Origin of the sequence: Phaeovulum sp., assembly GCF_041596715.1 — a bacterium.
Taxonomy (GTDB): domain Bacteria; phylum Pseudomonadota; class Alphaproteobacteria; order Rhodobacterales; family Rhodobacteraceae; genus UBA6213.
This window is the reverse complement of the sequence record NZ_JBFHIA010000040.1, coordinates 1-16,314: the sequence shown is the minus strand read 5'-3', so window position 1 is coordinate 16,314 and position 16,314 is coordinate 1. Positions and strand designations below refer to the sequence as shown.

General features: G+C 62.4%; 18 protein-coding genes, 1 tRNA gene and 1 other RNA gene. 12 read left to right on the top strand and 8 right to left on the bottom strand.

Features of this window, described 5'->3' with window-relative positions:
- Positions 1 to 1,045: bifunctional diaminohydroxyphosphoribosylaminopyrimidine deaminase/5-amino-6-(5-phosphoribosylamino)uracil reductase RibD (ribD, locus tag ABY403_RS04510; protein ID WP_372839365.1), on the top strand; the 1,045-nt coding region annotated here is incomplete at its 5' end.
- 14 nt (positions 1,046 to 1,059) lie between these two features.
- Here the strand turns inward: ribD and ABY403_RS04505 are convergent.
- The 3 genes from ABY403_RS04505 to ABY403_RS04495 all read right to left on the bottom strand — a co-directional run bounded on the left by ABY403_RS04505 (position 1,060) and on the right by ABY403_RS04495 (position 5,591).
- Positions 1,060 to 3,093, bottom strand: coding sequence for a capsular polysaccharide biosynthesis protein (locus ABY403_RS04505; RefSeq protein ID WP_372839363.1), 2,034 nt, complete (start codon positions 3,091 to 3,093; stop codon positions 1,060 to 1,062).
- Positions 3,093 to 4,169: a polysaccharide biosynthesis/export family protein gene (locus tag ABY403_RS04500; protein ID WP_372839368.1), complete on the bottom strand. Its 1,077-nt coding sequence runs from the start codon at positions 4,167 to 4,169 to the stop codon at positions 3,093 to 3,095. Before ABY403_RS04500 ends, ABY403_RS04505 begins: the two co-directional genes overlap by 1 nt.
- 138 nt (positions 4,170 to 4,307) lie before the next feature.
- Positions 4,308 to 5,591 carry a capsule biosynthesis protein gene (locus tag ABY403_RS04495; protein ID WP_372839360.1) on the bottom strand — a complete coding sequence of 428 codons (1,284 nt, stop codon included), beginning with the start codon at positions 5,589 to 5,591 and terminating at the stop codon, positions 4,308 to 4,310.
- 171 nt (positions 5,592 to 5,762) lie between these two features.
- On the opposite strand from ABY403_RS04495, the gene ABY403_RS04490 reads away from it, so the two are divergent.
- The 5 genes from ABY403_RS04490 (at position 5,763) to ABY403_RS04470 (ending at position 8,884) form a co-directional block, all read left to right on the top strand.
- Entirely contained in the window at positions 5,763 to 6,365 is a 603-nt protein-coding gene (locus ABY403_RS04490; protein ID WP_372839357.1) for a riboflavin synthase, read from the top strand.
- Positions 6,362 to 7,480, top strand: coding sequence for a 3,4-dihydroxy-2-butanone-4-phosphate synthase (ribB, locus tag ABY403_RS04485; RefSeq protein ID WP_372839355.1), 1,119 nt, complete (start codon positions 6,362 to 6,364; stop codon positions 7,478 to 7,480). The genes ABY403_RS04490 and ribB overlap by 4 nt, the downstream gene beginning before the upstream one ends.
- 3 nt (positions 7,481 to 7,483) lie before the next feature.
- The gene (locus tag ABY403_RS04480) at positions 7,484 to 8,035 is read left to right on the top strand and encodes a 6,7-dimethyl-8-ribityllumazine synthase (protein ID WP_372839353.1); all 552 of its coding nucleotides are present in this window, start codon (positions 7,484 to 7,486) and stop codon (positions 8,033 to 8,035) included.
- A complete protein-coding gene (nusB, locus tag ABY403_RS04475; RefSeq protein ID WP_372839352.1) occupies positions 8,032 to 8,517 on the top strand; it encodes a transcription antitermination factor NusB in 486 nt (161 codons plus the stop codon). Before ABY403_RS04480 ends, nusB begins: the two co-directional genes overlap by 4 nt.
- A 64-nt stretch (positions 8,518 to 8,581) precedes the next feature.
- Complete coding sequence (locus ABY403_RS04470) at positions 8,582 to 8,884, top strand: hypothetical protein (protein ID WP_372839349.1); 303 nt, start codon at positions 8,582 to 8,584, stop codon at positions 8,882 to 8,884.
- Between the two features lie 3 nt (positions 8,885 to 8,887).
- Here ABY403_RS04470 and ssrS read toward each other — a convergent pair.
- A non-coding RNA gene (gene ssrS, locus ABY403_RS04465) (6S RNA) lies at positions 8,888 to 9,044 on the bottom strand.
- A gap of 58 nt (positions 9,045 to 9,102) precedes the next feature.
- On the opposite strand from ssrS, the gene ABY403_RS04460 reads away from it, so the two are divergent.
- Positions 9,103 to 9,588 (top strand): MmcB family DNA repair protein, encoded by a 486-nt coding sequence (locus tag ABY403_RS04460; protein WP_372839347.1) that lies wholly within the window; start codon positions 9,103 to 9,105, stop codon positions 9,586 to 9,588.
- On the opposite strand, the gene ABY403_RS04455 is transcribed toward ABY403_RS04460, so the two are convergent.
- Positions 9,557 to 9,775 carry a DUF6324 family protein gene (locus ABY403_RS04455; RefSeq protein WP_372839345.1) on the bottom strand — a complete coding sequence of 73 codons (219 nt, stop codon included), beginning with the start codon at positions 9,773 to 9,775 and terminating at the stop codon, positions 9,557 to 9,559. The two genes, ABY403_RS04460 and ABY403_RS04455, sit on opposite strands and share 32 nt — an antisense overlap.
- Before the next feature lie 112 nt (positions 9,776 to 9,887).
- Between ABY403_RS04455 and ABY403_RS04450 the strand changes: the two genes are divergently transcribed.
- The 3 genes from ABY403_RS04450 to ABY403_RS04440 all read left to right on the top strand — a co-directional run bounded on the left by ABY403_RS04450 (position 9,888) and on the right by ABY403_RS04440 (position 11,363).
- Entirely contained in the window at positions 9,888 to 10,370 is a 483-nt protein-coding gene (locus ABY403_RS04450) for a GNAT family N-acetyltransferase (protein WP_372839343.1), read from the top strand.
- A gap of 58 nt (positions 10,371 to 10,428) precedes the next feature.
- Positions 10,429 to 10,505: transfer RNA gene (locus ABY403_RS04445), tRNA-His, on the top strand.
- Between the two features lie 30 nt (positions 10,506 to 10,535).
- Positions 10,536 to 11,363, top strand: coding sequence for a sulfotransferase (locus ABY403_RS04440; protein ID WP_372839340.1), 828 nt, complete (start codon positions 10,536 to 10,538; stop codon positions 11,361 to 11,363).
- Here ABY403_RS04440 and ABY403_RS04435 read toward each other — a convergent pair.
- Genes ABY403_RS04435 through puuE form a run of 3 tightly spaced genes read right to left on the bottom strand, consistent with a single transcriptional unit; the run spans position 11,360 to position 14,128 of the window.
- Positions 11,360 to 11,848, bottom strand: coding sequence for an ureidoglycolate lyase (locus ABY403_RS04435; RefSeq protein ID WP_372839338.1), 489 nt, complete (start codon positions 11,846 to 11,848; stop codon positions 11,360 to 11,362). The genes ABY403_RS04440 and ABY403_RS04435 overlap by 4 nt on opposite strands.
- Before the next feature lie 28 nt (positions 11,849 to 11,876).
- Positions 11,877 to 12,716 (bottom strand): bifunctional allantoicase/(S)-ureidoglycine aminohydrolase, encoded by an 840-nt coding sequence (locus ABY403_RS04430; RefSeq protein ID WP_372839336.1) that lies wholly within the window; start codon positions 12,714 to 12,716, stop codon positions 11,877 to 11,879.
- Positions 12,713 to 14,128: an allantoinase PuuE gene (gene puuE / locus ABY403_RS04425; protein ID WP_372839334.1), complete on the bottom strand. Its 1,416-nt coding sequence runs from the start codon at positions 14,126 to 14,128 to the stop codon at positions 12,713 to 12,715. Before puuE ends, ABY403_RS04430 begins: the two co-directional genes overlap by 4 nt.
- A 126-nt stretch (positions 14,129 to 14,254) precedes the next feature.
- On the opposite strand from puuE, the gene uraH reads away from it, so the two are divergent.
- Both uraH and ABY403_RS04415 read left to right on the top strand, forming a co-directional pair.
- Positions 14,255 to 14,602, top strand: a complete 348-nt coding sequence (gene uraH / locus ABY403_RS04420) for a hydroxyisourate hydrolase (RefSeq protein ID WP_372839331.1) — start codon at positions 14,255 to 14,257, stop codon at positions 14,600 to 14,602.
- Between the two features lie 68 nt (positions 14,603 to 14,670).
- On the top strand, positions 14,671 to 15,912 hold the full coding sequence (locus tag ABY403_RS04415; protein ID WP_372839328.1) for a urate hydroxylase PuuD: 1,242 nt from the start codon (positions 14,671 to 14,673) through the stop codon (positions 15,910 to 15,912).
- The last annotated feature ends 402 nt before the right edge of the window (positions 15,913 to 16,314 follow it).

The following is a 16,314-nucleotide window of genomic DNA, read 5'->3' as shown; positions in this document are numbered from 1 at the left end:
GGCGCTTGCGGCGCGCGGACTGGGTAATGTTGCACCCAACCCGGCGGTTGGCTGCGTGATAGTTCAAGGCTCAACCATAGTCGGGCGCGGCTGGACCCAGCCGGGCGGGCGGCCCCATGCCGAGACCGTTGCACTGGCGCAAGCGGGTGCGGCGGCGCGGGGTGCGACCGCCTATGTGACGCTGGAACCTTGCGCCCATCATGGCCAGACCCCTCCTTGTGCGGCCGCGCTTGTGGCTTCCGGGGTGGCGCGGGTCGTCTCTGCCACCACTGACCCGGATCCTCGCGTTTCGGGCCGCGGCCTTGCAATGCTGCGCGAGGCCGGGGTTGATGTGCAGGAGGGCGTGCTTGGCACCGAAGCGCGCGCGCTGAACGCGGGCTTCCTTTTGCGGATCGAAGCGGGGCGGCCTTGGGTGACGTTGAAGCTTGCGATGACCCTTGATGGGCGCATCGCCACCCCCAGTGGGGCGAGCCGATGGATCACTGGCGCGCCCGCGCGCCGGGCGGTACATTTGATGCGGGCGCGGCATGACGCGGTGATGGTGGGTATTGGCACGGCACTGGCGGATGACCCGGAATTGACCGTGCGCGAGCTTGGCATCACGCGCCAACCCATTAGAATCGTAGTAGATAGCCAGTTGCGCTTGTCGGCTGACAGCAAACTTGCGCGCAGCACAGATGTGGCACCTGTCTGGCTTTGCCACAGCGCCGTTGCGCGACCGATGCCGGAGGTGCGGCTGATTGCCTGCGCCGCCGACGCATCTGGCAGAGTCGATCTGGCCGATGCGCTGCGCCACATCGCCGAGGCGGGTGTTACGCGGCTGTTTTGCGAGGGCGGCGGCACACTCGCGGCCAGTTTGCTGGCGGCAGGGTTGGTTGACGAGTTGGCGTGTATCAGCGCCGGTCGTGTATTTGGCGCGGAAGGCACACCCGGCGTGGCCGCGATGCAGGACACCGGGCTTCCAGATGCCCCGGATTTCGCCTTGGCCGAATATCGCAGGCTGGGTGATGACCTTCTGCACCGCTGGATGCGGAAAAAGATTTAGCAGCTAAACCAAACTTAGCGCCAGAAAGGCGTGCTGGCGAATACGCCTTGCAATTTGGCCAATATGCGGTTCGCGCGGCCTGGGTGCGGTATCTGGCCGCTGCGCAGCCGATCCAGCGCAACCTCGGGCGGGCAGGGGCGGCAACTGACGGGGTCGAAATAGCGCGGATAGGCGATCAGCGCGGCATGCGCCAATTGCGCCAGATCAGGGCGCGCATTGCGGCGCGCGGGCGTGGGGGCCAGATCACGGGTCAGCCCCCAGCCAGCGTAGAAGGGCACGCCTAGGCAGGTCACCGGTTTGCCGCGCAGCAGCGCCTCGAATCCAATCAGCGAGGTCATGGTCCAGACTTCGTCGCAGGCCTCGATCAGCGCAATCGGGTCCGCGAAGGTGGCAATCGCGTCAGCAAAGCGCAGTGCCTCTTTTGGGGCTAGCGCGCCGGGGCGCAATCCTGCCTCGACATCGGGGTGAGGTTTGAAAATGACAATTGCCTTAGGGTTTTCGTGCCGCGCCCGCGCCAGTAATGCAAGATTAGTGCTGGTATCGGTGCATCCCAAACGTATCGATGCATCGTCCTCAACCTGCCCGGGAACCAGAATCCGGTGCCCTGCGGGCAGATCGAGAATGCCATTTGCATCGAGATTGTATTTAGAAAGCCGCGCTTCCCGCAAGGCTGCGATCAGGGCCTTTGCGCGCGCGGTGCCTTCTGGCAGAGGGGCGGCGATGAGCACTTCAAGGTCCGACTCTCGCGTCGGATCGTAATAGATGCCGCGTGTGTCGCGCACCAACGAGAGCGGCGGCACGAGATCGGCACCCAGCCCGCGAGAGCGCAAAAAGCCATCTTCTACCCTACAAAAAGGCACGCCGCTGGCCAATAACTCTGGCGTTGCGCGCCCGGCCCATACCAGCAGATCGCGCTGCTCTTGCCCGGCCTTTGCAATGGCGCGAGGCACGCTGGTCGCAAATGCTAGGCCGCGTTTGCTGCCAAACACCCGCTGTAGTGCCCCGCGCTTCCAAAGCCGCATACCTAGCGCGACGTAGCCACGGCCATCTTCAAGAAAGACGCGCCGTTCCGCTTCGATCTGGTTGAGTGCGTCTTCAAAGCTGCAGCGACGGTTGCGGCAGGGGTCATACCAGACCGGTGCCAGAAGATGCGTGACCGCGAAAAGCTGCTCGGCCGAGCGTTTCTGCCCGCGGCGCGCAACGGGGCGTTCATCATCGCTTAGGCCCCATCCGGCGTAGAAGGGTTGCCCGAACACCCGTGGGCGATGCCCTAAAAGGATCGCTTCATACCCAAGTTGCGATGTCACGGTATAGACGGCGATCGCGCGTTGCAGCAGTTTCCACGGCGAGACAGGGGCTGCGAGTATCTCGATATGCGGTGCAAGCGCGCCGCTGGCGAAATGCCCTTGGCGCAGGCCCATCGCCGTTTCCGGATGGGTCTTGATGACAATGCGCTTGCCCGGATGCTCTGCCTCGGCGGTGGCCAGCATGTGCTGAAAATCTGCCGCCGAGGCACCGCCAAACGCGATGGAGGCATCGCCCGCAGTCTGATCGACGACCAGCACGAAGCCCGGGTCCGGCAGCGGGGCGGATGTGTCATGAAAGTTGTATTTCGAAAAGTCTAAGGCGATGAGGCGTGCAATTCCCGCAACAGAGCGTTGCAAAATATCTTCTGTGCAGGGTGGATCCTCTGCCAGCATGCGCTCGATCAGCGAGGGGGCAGAGCTATCGAAATGTACGCCGATCGGATCAATCAGCAGACCGATTGGCGCGCCGCCAGCCCGACCGGGCAGGACAGAGCGCAGGAAAGCGTCTTCGATGCGAACAAGGGGCACCTTGCGCCGCGCGGCGACTGCCTCACCGCGCCAAGCGGTGGGGCTGCGGCCCCAGACGGCTACGCCATCGCCCGGGCTCGGAAGGCCCAAGCGTAATTCGTACCCGGCCGCGGCAAGGATGCGCCGCAGGGGGGCGGCAAGAAAGCCGCCGTTATATGCGAAAAGCCGCCGGGGGAGTGCCCCGGCGGCCTCTGCGCGCGCGTCTTCGCGCATCAGTTCCCTGCGAGCGTGTTCAGCGTATCGGCGGTACTTAGCGGGCCGGTCAGCGCAGACAGCATCTTTTGCCACTGCACATAGGGTGCCTCGGTCACATAGACCGTATCGCCATCACGAATAACGAAGTCGCGCGCCACGAACATGCCGTTCGGCTTGGTCAGGTTCAGCACATAGACCATGCGCTGCGCACCGATCAGATCGTCGCGCCCTAGCACGACGTTAGCGATTTCCGCAGGCTCGTTGCGGAAGATGAAAACGCCTTTTGGATCAGCGAGTTGCGAGCTCAGCCCCCCCACGGTTGCAATCGCTTCGAGCGCCGAGAGGTTCTTGGTTTCAAAGGGCACGCGTGCCTGTGCGCCGGTTGCACCCAGTGCAGTAAAGGCGCGGGTATCCTGTTCTACCAAGATCACGTCGCCTGAACGCAGCGCGATATCCATGCGCGGGTTTTCGTAAAGGTCGCGTAGCCAGATCGTGCCGTTCTGACCGCCGCGTTTGACCGTAATGCGCGCGACATCGGGTGTGACGGTCACCCCGCCCGCCCGCGCGATCATCGCCGAAAGCGTGCGCGTTGGCCGTTCGATGGCGTAAACGCCCTGACCGCTGATGGCACCCATCATCGAAACTGTCGAGCCGTCGCCGGCGAGTCGGCTGACCATGACCTGCGGGTCTGGAGTTTGGGTGTCGAGTTTGGCGGTGATGACCTGACGCAGCGCTTCGGGCGAATTGCCCGCAGCCTTGATCCGGCCCGCATAGGGCACGAAAATGTAGCCTGCGCCATCTACCTGCACTTCGGTCAGGCTCGTCGCGTTCAGACCTTGGCTGGCAAGCAACCCGTCATCGACGTTTTCCCAGATCGTCAGGCCGAGAGTGTCTCCGGCATTGATCGTGTCGGAGCCGACGACCCCAGCTTTTTGGAATGCTTCAGAAAACCCGAGCGCGGGCACAACGGCGGTCGCGCGCGTGACATAATCGTTTACCTCAACTACGAAAGCGTCGCCTTCGCGTTGCACGGAACCGGAATAGATTTCGCTTCTATTGGGGCCAGAGCGGGGCAGAGCGCAGGCTGCCACCATCCCAACAAGAATAATAAGGGCGGCTGCGCGCGCGCCCCTGTTGGCCGTTACTTTCACTGCTCGGGCTCCTCTTGCCGGGAAACTGCCTCAAGTTTTGCCCGTAACACTAGCGAATCCTGTGACAATATTCCAGTAAAGTTATTTCATCAGCGGCAACTGTTGCCGAGGTGCCGCTTTGCCCGCAGTCAGCGCGTCATAGGGGTCGTCTTCGGCAAGCATCAGGTCAACAATCTGGCGCATCAATTGCCGCCGCCCACGAGACGAATAATAGCCGCCGGGGATCTGGCTGGTTTCCAGCAAAAACTGGCGATAATCGCGGTAGGCGCGGCTGTCGGGGCGTTCGGGCGCGGCGAAAAACTCGCTCAGCGGCTGGGTCGAGACAAACTCGGGCTTGTCATAGACAGCGTGTCCGAACGCGCGCAGGGGCAGGCCGCGCCAAAGCACCTGTTGTGCCGCTGTAGAGTTGACCGTGACGGCGCTGCGCGCCTCGGCCAGAAGCGCGGCAAGCTTGCCACCGCGCAGGAAATGCACCCGACCGGAAACGCCAAACCGGTTTGCCGCCTGCTGGATGGCGGCGCGAATGCCTGCGCGCCCGTCTTCAAGCGGATGCGCCTTGAATACCAGATGGTGGTGGCGCGGCGCGCCCTGCGCAAACCCCTGCATGCAAATGTCGATGAACTCTGTCATCGAGGAAAACGGACTGTGGGCCCGAAAGCTCGCATCATGTTCAAGCTGTAGCAGCACAAGATGAAACGGAAATCCGCCTTGGCGAATGCGCCGCCCGGCAAGCCAGCGTTCGATAGTGTGGAACGGCATCAGCAGCAGCCGACGCAGATAAAGGCGAAACTCGGCCAGAACAGATATGTCGCGGTGTGGGCGAAAATGGCTGTAGCGCCGGTTCAGCGTCATCACGAAAAAATGGTAGAGCGCGCCGTAAAAGATATGCTCGCGCATGTCGCCCCAATGCGCCGGTGCCGGGTTCGAGTCGGATTGCGTACGCGCAAGTGCCGCGCGCATTTCCGGCACGCCAAGGCGCATCAGCCGCGAATGGCCGTTGGCACCGCCGCGTTCATAGCTGATCCAATAGGGGCGCAGGTAACCTTCTTCGAAAACATGCACCCGCATCCCTGCCGCAGTGGCAATGGCCACTGCTTGCGCGTGGATCGGGCGGGTGTCGCCGTAAAGCACGAGGTCGGTGATGGCGTGGCGCGCGACGATCTCGCGGAAGGTCGCGGGCCAGGTTTCGAAGGGTGCGTCAAATCGGATATAGTTTTGCTTGCCGCGCCAGAAAATCTCGTCGCCACGGTTGAAGCCGACGCGCCACACAGCACAGCCTGCTGCGCGCAGCATCGCGCCGAGCTGGCTGAAAAAGGGTCCATGTGGGCCCTGTAGCAATAGAAACCGCCGGGCAGATTCAGGCATTCAGACATTCCTAGGGGCTATTGCCGGGTTTGGCGTCATTTGGCGCGGCTGTCACGGAAAATCTACAAGGGCCAGTTGCCGCGCAGCCGTTGTGCGCTGCGCGAGCCGGGGCCGGGCCTTGCGATGGCTTCCCGCTCGGGCTAGGCAGGGGCGAGCAATAGGGGGCACTCGATGTTCACTGGCATCATCACCGATATTGGCACGGTTTTGGCCGTCGAGGGGCGGGGCGGGTTGCGCGCGCGCATCGGCACGATCTATGCGGCGGCAACTATCGACATCGGAGCCTCGATCGCCTGCGACGGTGTTTGCCTGACGGTCGTGGCGCGCGGCGCGGCGGCAGAGCAGACATGGTTCGACGTTGACGTTTCGGCCGAAACGCTTTCCAAAACCAACCTCGGGCTTTGGGCGCCTGGGCGGCGCGTCAATCTGGAACGCGCGCTCAAGGTCGGTGACGAATTGGGCGGGCATATCGTTTCGGGCCATGTCGATGGGCTGGCCGAGATTGTTGCAATGCACGAAGATGGTGCAAGCACCCGGTTCAGCTTTCGTGCGCCTGCCTCGCTTGCAGGCTATATCGCGCCGAAAGGCTCGGTCGCGCTTAATGGCACGTCGTTGACGGTGAACGAGGTCAACGGCACCGATTTTGGCGTTAACATCATCCCGCATACCAAGACCGCAACCACATGGGGTGCTGCGGCGGTGGGCGACAGGGTGAATCTGGAGATAGACACGCTTGCGCGATATGTCGCGCGGCTGGCGGAGTGGAATACATGACCTTCAAAACCCCCGGTCCGGTTGAAGTAAACTGGCGCGATGCGATTTCCTCGGTCGAGGAAATCATCGAAGACGCGCGCAACGGCCAGATGTTCATTCTGGTCGATCACGAAGACCGCGAGAATGAAGGCGATCTGGTGATACCCGCGCAAATGGCGACGCCGAAGGCGATCAACTTTATGGCAACGCATGGACGGGGGCTGATCTGCCTTGCGCTTCCGGGCACGCGGATTGACGCGCTTGGCTTGCCGCTCATGAGCCCGAAAAACTCTAGCCGCCACGAAACCGCGTTCACGATGTCGATCGAGGCGCGCGAGGGCGTTACCACAGGCATTTCGGCGCATGACCGTTCGCACACGGTTGCTGTTGCGATCGACCCGACCAAGGGTGCCGCCGATATTGCAACGCCGGGCCATGTGTTTCCGCTACGCGCGCGCGACGGCGGCGTGTTGGTGCGCGCGGGCCATACCGAAGCTGCGGTCGATGTGGCGCGACTGGCCGGGTTGAACCCCTCGGGCGTGATTTGCGAGATCATGAACGAAGACGGCACCATGGCGCGACTGCCGGATCTTGTGACCTTTGCGCAGCGGCACGGGCTGAAAATCGGCACGATTTCAGACCTGATCGCCTACCGGCGCCGCTATGACCACCTTGTAAACGAAACCACGCAGCGCGCGGTCAATTCGGTTTATGGCGGCCACTGGGCGATGCGGGTATTCGCTGATGAAACGCAGGGCGCAGAACATATCGTGCTGACCAAGGGCGACATTTCGACGCCCGAGCCGGTGCTTGTGCGGATGCACGCGCTTGATCCGCTGGAAGATGTGTTGGGGCTCAATGCTGAGGCTGAGGGCATCTTGCCGGCGGCGATGCGCGCGATTGCGGCCGAGGGGCGTGGCGTGGTGGTGCTGCTGCGCGACACAGCGATGAAGCTGACCACCCCCGGCGAGGTCAGCCCCCAGACGCTGCGTCAATACGGGCTTGGCGCACAGATTCTTTCTGCCCTTGGACTTCGCCGCCTGATCCTGCTTAGCAACTCGGCGCGCCCCAAGGTGATCGGGCTAGACGCCTATGATCTGACGATCGAGGCGATCCGGCCAATAGTGAAGGATTGAGCCATGGCTGCGAACGAAAGCCACTACACACTGCCGCTGCCGAAGTTTGAAAAACCGGTGCGCCTGCTGATCGTGGTGGCACCCTATTACAAGGACATCGCCGACAACCTTGTGGCGGGAGCGCGCGCAGTTGCGGCGGCAGCAGGTGCTGCGGCTGACGTGATCGAGGTGCCCGGCGCGCTTGAGGTGCCTGCGGCCATCGCCACCGCCTCGCGCATGAGCAATTACGATGGTTTTGTCGCACTTGGTTGTGTGATCCGGGGCGAGACCACGCATTACGATACCGTGTGCAACGATTCCTCGCGCGGGCTGATGCTTTTGGGGTTGGAGGGGGTTGCCCTTGGCAATGGCATCCTCACGGTCGAGAACCGGGCCCAGGCCGAAGTGCGCGCGGATCCTGCGGGGCAAAACAAAGGTGGCGGCGCTGCTGCTGCGGCCTTGCATCTTGTGGCGCTTTCCCGCAAATGGGCGGGCCAAAGCAAAGGTGTCGGCTTTCTGCCCTTGGGCGAGACGATCCGCATTGCACAGGACGACAAAGGACCGACCCGCGCATGAGCGAGCCCACCCCCCGCAAACCGACTGCCGCCGAAAAGCGCCAGATGAAATCCGCAGCACGGCTTTACGCCGTGCAGGCATTGTTCCAGATGGAAGCATCGGGGCAACCGTTCGACCGGGTGCGGTCCGAGTTTGAAGCCCACCGGTTCGGTGCCGTCTATGAAGGCGACGAAATGGCCGAGGGCGATGCGACGCTGTTTGGGCGGATTCTGGAAGACGCGGTGATCTGGCAGGCCAAGATTGACCAGGCAACCGATGCCGCGCTTTTGGCCACTTGGCCGATTGACCGGATCGACCCGACCGTGCGTGCGGTTTTTCGCGCAGCCGGGGCAGAGCTGCAAAACCCCAAGACGCCGCCCAAAGTGGTGATCAACGAGTTCGTTGATGTAGCGCGGGCGTTTTTTCCCGAAGGAAAAGAGCCGAAGTTCGTCAACGCCGTGCTCGACCATATGGCGCGCGCCTTCCGGCCTGAAGCGTTCTAGGCACTTCCTACTGGAATATTTGTGCGGCCGCGCTAGGTTTAATACCTGAATCGCGGAGATGCCCATGCCTAGACTTGTGCGCCTTTACCTTATTAACATCGCGCTCGGGCTTGGCCTGTCGTTGGTGTTCGTGGGGCTATTGCTGTGGTTCAACGTCGCAAACCTCTGGCACCTCGTTTCGACATCGCCGATCGGCTGGGTCGCGGTCGCGATGCTGATCGTGTTTAACGCGCTGGTGTTTTCGGGGGTGCAGTTTGCAATCGCCGTGATGCGCATGGCCGATCCTGCCAAGCCGCCGCAAGGTGGCAGCCGGGCTCCGGTAGCGACCAAGCGCCCGGTCAAAGTGAAAGTGGCTGCGCGAAAGTAAGTGGCGGAAACCGCAGCGACCGTGCCAGCGTGGTTTTCCCGAGAGCCTGTTGATACAGGTGGGCACCAGATACCAAGGCCAAGGCCCTGACAGAGCCAGCTCCCTCGGAGTGCTTATCGGCCACTGGAAAAGTTGCCGGACACGTGAAGAGCAGTAACCGCCGCCATCACATCTAGTCGCGCCTTGGTGCCCGCGCAAGGCTTGCGCGGATGTTCTTGATGTGTTCATATTTGCCCATGTCGCAAGCGCCGCTACCCCAGATGCCCGGCCAGTTGCTCGCACGCGGTGTGGCGCGGGCGATGCTCGGCTTCGATTTCGTGTCGTTGCCAGAGTTTGTGCCGATTTTAGGGCTGCGCGTTGATCTGATGTGCCTCGGTCCGAAGGGCGAGATCTGGGTGATCGAATGCAAATCGAGCCGCGCCGATTTCATGGCCGACGCCAAGTGGCGGGGGTATCTGGAATGGTGCGACCGCTTTTTCTGGGCAGTGGATGCCGATTTTCCGACCGAGATTTTGCCCGACGACACCGGGCTTATTCTTGCCGATGGCTACGGTGCCGAAATCCTGAGGATGGGGCCTGAAACACCGCTGCCCGGCGCGCGGCGCAAGGCGTTGCTGCGGGCATTCGCGCGCGGTGCCGGGCTAAGGTTGCAGGCGATGCGCGACCCCGGCGTTATTTCGCTGGTTTCTTCGGCTTTGCCTTAGGCGCGTGCTGTGCCCGCGCGGCCTCGGCGGCGGCGCGCAGTTCTTCCGCGATTTCTTCGGCCTCGTCTGGGTCGAAATCAAGCGGCAGCTCAACGCCATCGGCCACGACATAGATGCGCACCATGCCCAGCGAGGTTGGGCCGATTTGCAGATCTGCGGCGATGTCGCTTTGCTTGTCGATGCTCATGGCAGCCTCCGTCGGTTCTCCGCTTCGCTAGCGCGAAGCGGGCGGCGCTGGCAAGGCGAAATGCTTGACGAGGGGGTGCCGCGCCGCGTTGATACGCCAAACGGAGACTCTCATGAATGAAATCGAATTGCGCGATCTTGCCCCCGGCGACGGTGGCTGGGTGATTGCACGGCATGGCGCGCTTTATGCCGCAGAGGCGGGGTTTGATACATCGTTCGAGGCATTGGTGGCCGAAATCATCGCTGATTTTCTGCGCAATCGTGACCCCGTGCGAGAGCGTGGCTGGATTGCGTGCTCGAACGGAAAGCGGATCGGCTGCGTCTTTTGCGTGCGTATCAGCGACGAGGAGGCAAAGCTGCGCCTGTTTCTGCTGGAGCCCGAGGCGCGTGGGCGCGGGCTTGGGCGAAAATTGCTGAATACCTGCTGCGATTTCGCGCGCGCGCAGGGCTATCGCCAACTGCGGCTTTGGACGCATGAAAGCCATCGCGCGGCCTGCGCGCTTTATGCCGCCTCGGGGTTTACGAAGGTGTCTTCAAGGCCGGTGCACAACTACGGTCAGGATCTGATCGAAATGGAATGGCAGATCGCGCTATAGCCCTGCGGCCAATCCGGCCCTTGCATTCGTGTGGCGAGGCGGCTAAATCGCCCCAAGTGCCGCCTTAGCTCAGTTGGTTAGAGCGCTAGATTGTGGATCTAGAGGTCCCCCGTTCAAGCCGGGGAGGCGGTACCACCTTCGGCCATCGCGCCTTGAGGAGCCGGTATGCGCAAGCCCGACATTCTCTGCATCGGCGCCCAGAAGGCCGGAACCACGTGGTTTCATGTCAATTTCGGTGCGCGTGACGATATCTGGGTGCCGCCGTTCAAGGAACTGCATTATTTCGACTATCACTTCGCGCCCGATAGCGTGAAATGGGCGCCGCAGCATGTAAACAAGGGCGTGAAAGAGGCGATCCGCAAGCATGTAGCGGCAAACGCCGACATCGACCTTGATTACATCGCCTACCTGATCCGTATTCAGGGCCCGCAAATGTTTACCCGCAAATGGTATCGCGAGATTTTCGAGCGCGTAGGCGACGGCCAGAAGTCGCTTGACGTAACCCCGGAGTATAGCTGCATTTCCGAGGAAGGCGTTGAGTTCGTGCGTAAGTTCCTGCCGGAAACGCAGTTCTTGTGGTTCATTCGCGATCCCGTGGCGCGCGCGATTTCGCAGATTCGGATGAACCTCAAGCGCAAGGCCAAAGTGCCCGAGACTCGCGCTGAATGGTTGCGGGTGGCCAAGCAGCCGGTGATCGAGGTGCGCGGCGATTATGCGAACCATGTTCCGCTGTGGCGTGACGCGTTTGACGAGGACCGTCTGCTGTTCATGCCCTTCGGGATGATCTCTGCCGCGCCAGAGGCCTTCATGGCGCGGGTTGAGACATTTCTGGGCCTGCCCCCCGCGACCTATCCCAACGCTGCGAAAAAAGTGCATTGGGCCGCTGAGATCGCGATTCCCGATTATGTGCGCGACTATCTGACCGAGGCGACGCGGTCGCAGCGCGCGTTTCTGGAAACCGAGTTTGGCCGCGAGTTCTGCGCGCAGATCTAGGCTTGGCGCACCGTATAGGGTGTAGGCAAAACATATTCTTCAAGGTTGGGGCCCGTGCCGATGCGGTCGATCACGGCGAATAGGCCCGGTGCGGCAAGCGGCGTCAGCACCCCATGCCAAGTGCCGCGCAACAAGTTGATCGCTTGACCCGGCGCTGAAAGGAAGGCGCGCGGTGTGCCGGGCACGCCACCATTGTCAGGCGCGACCAGCACCAGAAATGGTGCCAGAACCATGGGGATAAAGGCCTGACTACCAAGCGGGTGACGCTCTAGCAGCGCAAAGCGGTAGGGCAGGGTGCGCGGCTGCGCCCTAAAGATCGAAAGCCCCGCACGCCCGTCTGGCCCGAAATCGAATCTGGCGCGGTCGTGAAAGCGTTCACAAAACCCATCGTTGATTTGCATGTCTGGCGCACCTGCCGCCTCGATCACATCGCCAAAGGGGGCGAAGGTGGCGGCATCCAGCGATTCGATATCGATCATGTGCATTAGGTTCCGGTGTGTAGCGGCAAGAATGTCAGGGCGCGCCAAAAGCGCCGGGGCCACGCAGCCGGGCGTGGCGGTTTACATCCTTGTAAAGCAGATAGCGGAAGGGGCCGGGGCCACCCGCGTAGCACGCCTGCGGGCAAAAAGCGCGCAGCCAAAGATAGTCGCCCGCCTCGACCTCGACCCAATCCTGATTGAGCCGATACACCGCCTTGCCTTCCAACACATAGATGCCGTGTTCCATCACATGTGTTTCCTCGAACGGGATCGTTCCACCCGGCAGGAAAGAGACGATATTCACATGCATGTCGTGTGCCATGTCATCGGGTTCGACAAAGCGCGTCGTGGCCCAGCGGCCATCGGTGCCGGGCATCGGCGTGCGCGCAATCTCGGCCTCGTCCGTAACAAATGCGGCGGGCGGGGCAATCCCCGGCGCAGGTTCATAAAGTTTGCGCAGCCAATGAAACTTTGCCGGCAGTGCCGAGCCGTTGTGCACCTCCCAAGTGCTTTCAGGGGGCAGATAGGCATAGCCGCCGGGCGCCAGTTCATGTTCCTGCCCGTCGATCGACAGCCAGATCTGACCTTCCGTGACAAAGATGACCGCCTCCGCGCCCGAATCAGGTTCGGGCGCATCCGAGCCGCCGCCCGGTGCCACCTCCATCAGATAGTGGCTGAAGGTTTCCGAAAACCCTGTCAGCGGGCGGGCAAGCAGCCAAAGCCGTGTCTCGCGCCAGCCGGGCAAGCGACTGGTCACGATGTCGGAAAACACCCCGCGCGGGATCACCGCATAGCTTTCGGTGAACCGCGCGCGGCCAGTCATCAGCGAGGTTTGCGGCGGCAGGCCGCCTTCTGGGCTATGGTATGATGTCATGGCAACATGTCCCTGAGGCGCAGCAGCGCAATACGTTCGACTTCGGCGCAGGCGGTTTCAAACTCTGCCTCGGTTGATGCGGCAAGGCGGCGTTCAAAAGCGTCGAGAATGCCCGCCTTCGAATGTGCCCGCACCGCGATGATAAAGGGGAAACCGTGGCGCTTGCTATAGGCGGTGTTGAGCGCGCCAAAGCGCGTTCGTTCGGCATCGCTGAGCGCATCAAGCCCGGCCGAAGCCTGTTCGCCTTGCGAGGCATCGGTCAACCTGCGCGCGGCGGCAAGTTTGCCTGCAAGGTCGGGGTGGGCCTGAAGCACGCCCAGCCGTTCGGCATGGCTTGCGGCGCGAAAGACGCGGGTCAGCGCCGAATGCAGGCCAAGCGCGCTGTCGTGGGCCGGGCCAAGTTCTAGCGCATGGGCGCGTTCTGCCACCCAAGGCGAATGTTCGAACACCCCGCCAAAGCGCGCCACGAACGCGTCGCGGTCAAGTGCTGTGGGGCGCAAGGGTGGCTGATACGGGTGCTGCGCGGCCCAATGCGCGGCGATCTGACCGCGCGTGGCGAACCAGACGCCCTCATGACGCTGCGCGTGATCGAGAAACCGCGCCAGCCCCTGCACCCGCCCCGGTCGCCCGACCAAGCGGCAGTGCAGGCCCACCGACATCATCTTGGCCTGCCCCTGCACCCCTTCGGCATAAAGCGCATCGAACGAGTCGCAGAGATAGGCGGCAAAATCATCGCCAGTGTTGAACCCCTGCGGTGTGGCAAAGCGCATGTCGTTGGCGTCAAGCGTGTAGGGCAGGATCAACTGCGGGCGCGGCCCAAGATCGCGCCAATAGGGCAGGTCGTCGTCGTAAGTATCAGAAATCCAGTCAAACTCGCCGGTTTCTGCGGCAAGGCGCAGGGTGTTTTCCGAAGCGCGCCCGGTATACCAGCCGCGCGGGCGCGCGCCGGTCAGCTCGGCATGCAATTTCTGCGCTGCGGCCATCGCGGCGCGCTCTTCGGCCTCGGGCATATCCTTGTGCTCTACCCATTTCAGCCCGTGACTGGCGATTTCCCAATCGGCGGCCTGCATAGCCGCCGTTTGCTCGGGGCTGCGGGCAAGCGCGCTGGTTACGGCGAACACCGTGACGGGCAGTTGGCGCGCGGTGAAAAGCCGGTGCAACCGCCAGAAGCCTGCGCGCGCGCCGTAGTCGTATAGGCTTTCCATGTTCCAGTGGCGCTGGCCGGGCCAAGGCTGTGCGCCAACGATTTCAGAAAGAAACGCCTCTGATGCCGCATCGCCATGCAGCAGGCAGTTCTCGCCGCCCTCTTCATAGTTCAGCACCAGCGAAACGGCGATACGCGCGCCATTCGGCCACGCCGCATCTGGTGGCGTTTTGCCGTAACCGCGCATGTCTCGGGGGTATCGCTGCATTGCATCCTCGCATCAATTGGCGGCAGTATCATGATATTGCGGCGCGTGTTGCAAGAGGCACGCGACGGTTGCGATGCGGGGGCGCTGCGTAGATATTCGGCGCAGAAGATGCAAAGGCGAGGCAAAATGGGCGGATATCTGACAACGCATGTGCTTGATACGGCGCGCGGGCGCGCGGCGGCGGGGGTGCGCGTGGTGCTTTACCGCGTTGAGCCGGGGCCGCGCCAGAAGCTGGCCGAGACCGTAACCAACGCCGACGGGCGCAGCGATGCGCCTTTGCTTGCGGGCACAGATTTTGCGCCGGGTGTCTATGAGTTGGAGTTTCACGCAGGCGACTATCTGGGCCGCGCGTCAGAAACCCCGCGTTTTCTTGACGTGATCCCGATCCGCTTCGGCATTGCCGATGCCGCGGCGCATTACCACGTGCCGTTGTTGCTTTCACCCTATGGATATTCGACTTATCGCGGAAGCTGAAGCCGCCGGGGGTTGACAAGCCCGACAGTTCGCGTCGCCATGCCACGAGGTTGGCAAAAGAGGCGGCGATGCTGGATTGGACTATCGTGCTGGAATGGGGGGGCTTTGCGCTTCGCTGGTTCCATGTTGTTACTGGTATCGCGTGGATTGGTTCTTCCTTTTATTTCATTGCCCTAGATCTGGGCCTGCGCTCAGAGGCGGGCGCACCCGAGGGTGTAAAAGGCGCGGCTTGGCAGGTGCATGGGGGTGGGTTTTACCACATTCGCAAGTATCAGGTGGCACCGCCTGAACTTCCTGCCGAACTGACTTGGTTCAAATGGGAAAGCTACGCGACCTGGCTAAGCGGCTTTACGATGCTGGTGCTGGTCTATTACCTCGGGGCCGAGTTTTACCTGATCGACCCCGCGATTGCAGAACTGTCTGTCTGGCAGGCGGTGGCGATTTCGTCGGGCTCGCTGCTAGTGGGCTGGTTGCTTTATGACGCGATCTGCCGCTCTGGCTTTGGCCGCGATCCGACCCGGTTGATGCTGGGGCTTTACGTGATTTTGGTGGCGATGGCATGGGGCTATACGCAGGTTTTCACCGGGCGCGCGGCGCTGCTGCATCTGGGTGCCTTCACCGCCACGATCATGTCGGCCAACGTGTTTCTGGTGATTATTCCAAACCAGAAAATCGTTGTGGCAGACCTGATCGCCGGGCGGGTGCCCGACCCGCGCTATGGGGTGACTGCCAAGCAGCGCAGCACGCATAACAACTACCTGACGTTGCCCGTTGTTTTCCTGATGTTGTCGAACCACTACCCTCTGGCTTTTGCGAGCCAGTGGAACTGGGTGATCGCAAGTCTCGTTTTCCTGATGGGGGTAAGTTTGCGGCACTGGTTCAACCGGCGCCACGCGCATCAGGAATCGCCTTGGGGCGCGCTCTTGGTTAGTGCGCTGCTGGCCGCGGCCATCGTATGGCTGTCGCTGGCCGGAAGTGCTGCGAAAGCGGGCACTGATGAGGCGGCACTATCGCCTGCGGCGGCGCGCTTTGCTGCGGCAGAAGGATTTGACGAGGTGACCGGCATCGTGCTGGGCCGGTGTTCAATGTGCCACGCGGCCGAACCGGGTTATCCCGGCATCGGGCGCGCGCCAAAGGCGGTAATGCTAGAGACGCCAGCGCAGGTGGCGCGGGCGGCGCAACAACTTTATCTGCATGCAGGCGCCAGCACGGCAATGCCGCCTGCGAATATCAGTTTCATGGAGCCTTCCGAGCGCGCCGCAATCGTTGCGTGGTATCGCCGCGCATTGAACCCCGCCGCGCCGGGCTGAACGGCGCGCTTGCGGCGCAGCGGAGCCTGCCCATCGGTCTGAATAGGACGCAAATTTGGCGGCTTGGCGGGTGCCCCCGTATTGCGACATGCGCGTAGCTATCGGGCGGGTTTCGCGTGTGGCACGCTGTTCGTGCAGACCTCTGGTGGGGCACGGCGACCCCGGCTGTGCGGGTGCTGCGGCACGGTGGCCACGCGAGGGTTGCCGCAAGTATGGCTGCGCGGGCGATATGATGCGTCTTGCGGCGCGGGTGCTGCGGTAAGCCCTGCCGAGAGGGCTGTGTGGCAAGCCTTACAGAGGGCGCATCACGGCACGCCTGTCTGTTTGGGCGCTGCGGCAAAACTTGCGCGGGTTTCACGCTAGGCAAGCGGGCTCGCCGCGCGCAAAGGCGCGGTTTTGTCC

Excerpts from the sequence above, each read along its gene's own strand:
- ABY403_RS04505 (WP_372839363.1), bottom strand. The coding sequence starts at position 3,093 with ATGCGCGAAGACGCGCGCGCAGAGGCCGCCGGGGCACTCCCCCGGCGG.
- ABY403_RS04500 (WP_372839368.1), bottom strand. The coding sequence starts at position 4,169 with ATGGTGGCAGCCTGCGCTCTGCCCCGCTCTGGCCCCAATAGAAGCGAA.
- ABY403_RS04495 (WP_372839360.1), bottom strand. The coding sequence starts at position 5,591 with ATGCCTGAATCTGCCCGGCGGTTTCTATTGCTACAGGGCCCACATGGA.
- ABY403_RS04490 (WP_372839357.1), top strand. The coding sequence starts at position 5,763 with ATGTTCACTGGCATCATCACCGATATTGGCACGGTTTTGGCCGTCGAG.
- ribB (WP_372839355.1), top strand. The coding sequence starts at position 6,362 with ATGACCTTCAAAACCCCCGGTCCGGTTGAAGTAAACTGGCGCGATGCG.
- ABY403_RS04480 (WP_372839353.1), top strand. The coding sequence starts at position 7,484 with ATGGCTGCGAACGAAAGCCACTACACACTGCCGCTGCCGAAGTTTGAA.
- nusB (WP_372839352.1), top strand. The coding sequence starts at position 8,032 with ATGAGCGAGCCCACCCCCCGCAAACCGACTGCCGCCGAAAAGCGCCAG.
- ABY403_RS04470 (WP_372839349.1), top strand. The coding sequence starts at position 8,582 with ATGCCTAGACTTGTGCGCCTTTACCTTATTAACATCGCGCTCGGGCTT.
- ABY403_RS04460 (WP_372839347.1), top strand. The coding sequence starts at position 9,103 with ATGTGTTCATATTTGCCCATGTCGCAAGCGCCGCTACCCCAGATGCCC.
- ABY403_RS04455 (WP_372839345.1), bottom strand. The coding sequence starts at position 9,775 with ATGAGCATCGACAAGCAAAGCGACATCGCCGCAGATCTGCAAATCGGC.
- ABY403_RS04450 (WP_372839343.1), top strand. The coding sequence starts at position 9,888 with ATGAATGAAATCGAATTGCGCGATCTTGCCCCCGGCGACGGTGGCTGG.
- ABY403_RS04440 (WP_372839340.1), top strand. The coding sequence starts at position 10,536 with ATGCGCAAGCCCGACATTCTCTGCATCGGCGCCCAGAAGGCCGGAACC.
- ABY403_RS04435 (WP_372839338.1), bottom strand. The coding sequence starts at position 11,848 with ATGCACATGATCGATATCGAATCGCTGGATGCCGCCACCTTCGCCCCC.
- ABY403_RS04430 (WP_372839336.1), bottom strand. The coding sequence starts at position 12,716 with ATGACATCATACCATAGCCCAGAAGGCGGCCTGCCGCCGCAAACCTCG.
- puuE (WP_372839334.1), bottom strand. The coding sequence starts at position 14,128 with ATGCAGCGATACCCCCGAGACATGCGCGGTTACGGCAAAACGCCACCA.
- uraH (WP_372839331.1), top strand. The coding sequence starts at position 14,255 with ATGGGCGGATATCTGACAACGCATGTGCTTGATACGGCGCGCGGGCGC.
- ABY403_RS04415 (WP_372839328.1), top strand. The coding sequence starts at position 14,671 with ATGCTGGATTGGACTATCGTGCTGGAATGGGGGGGCTTTGCGCTTCGC.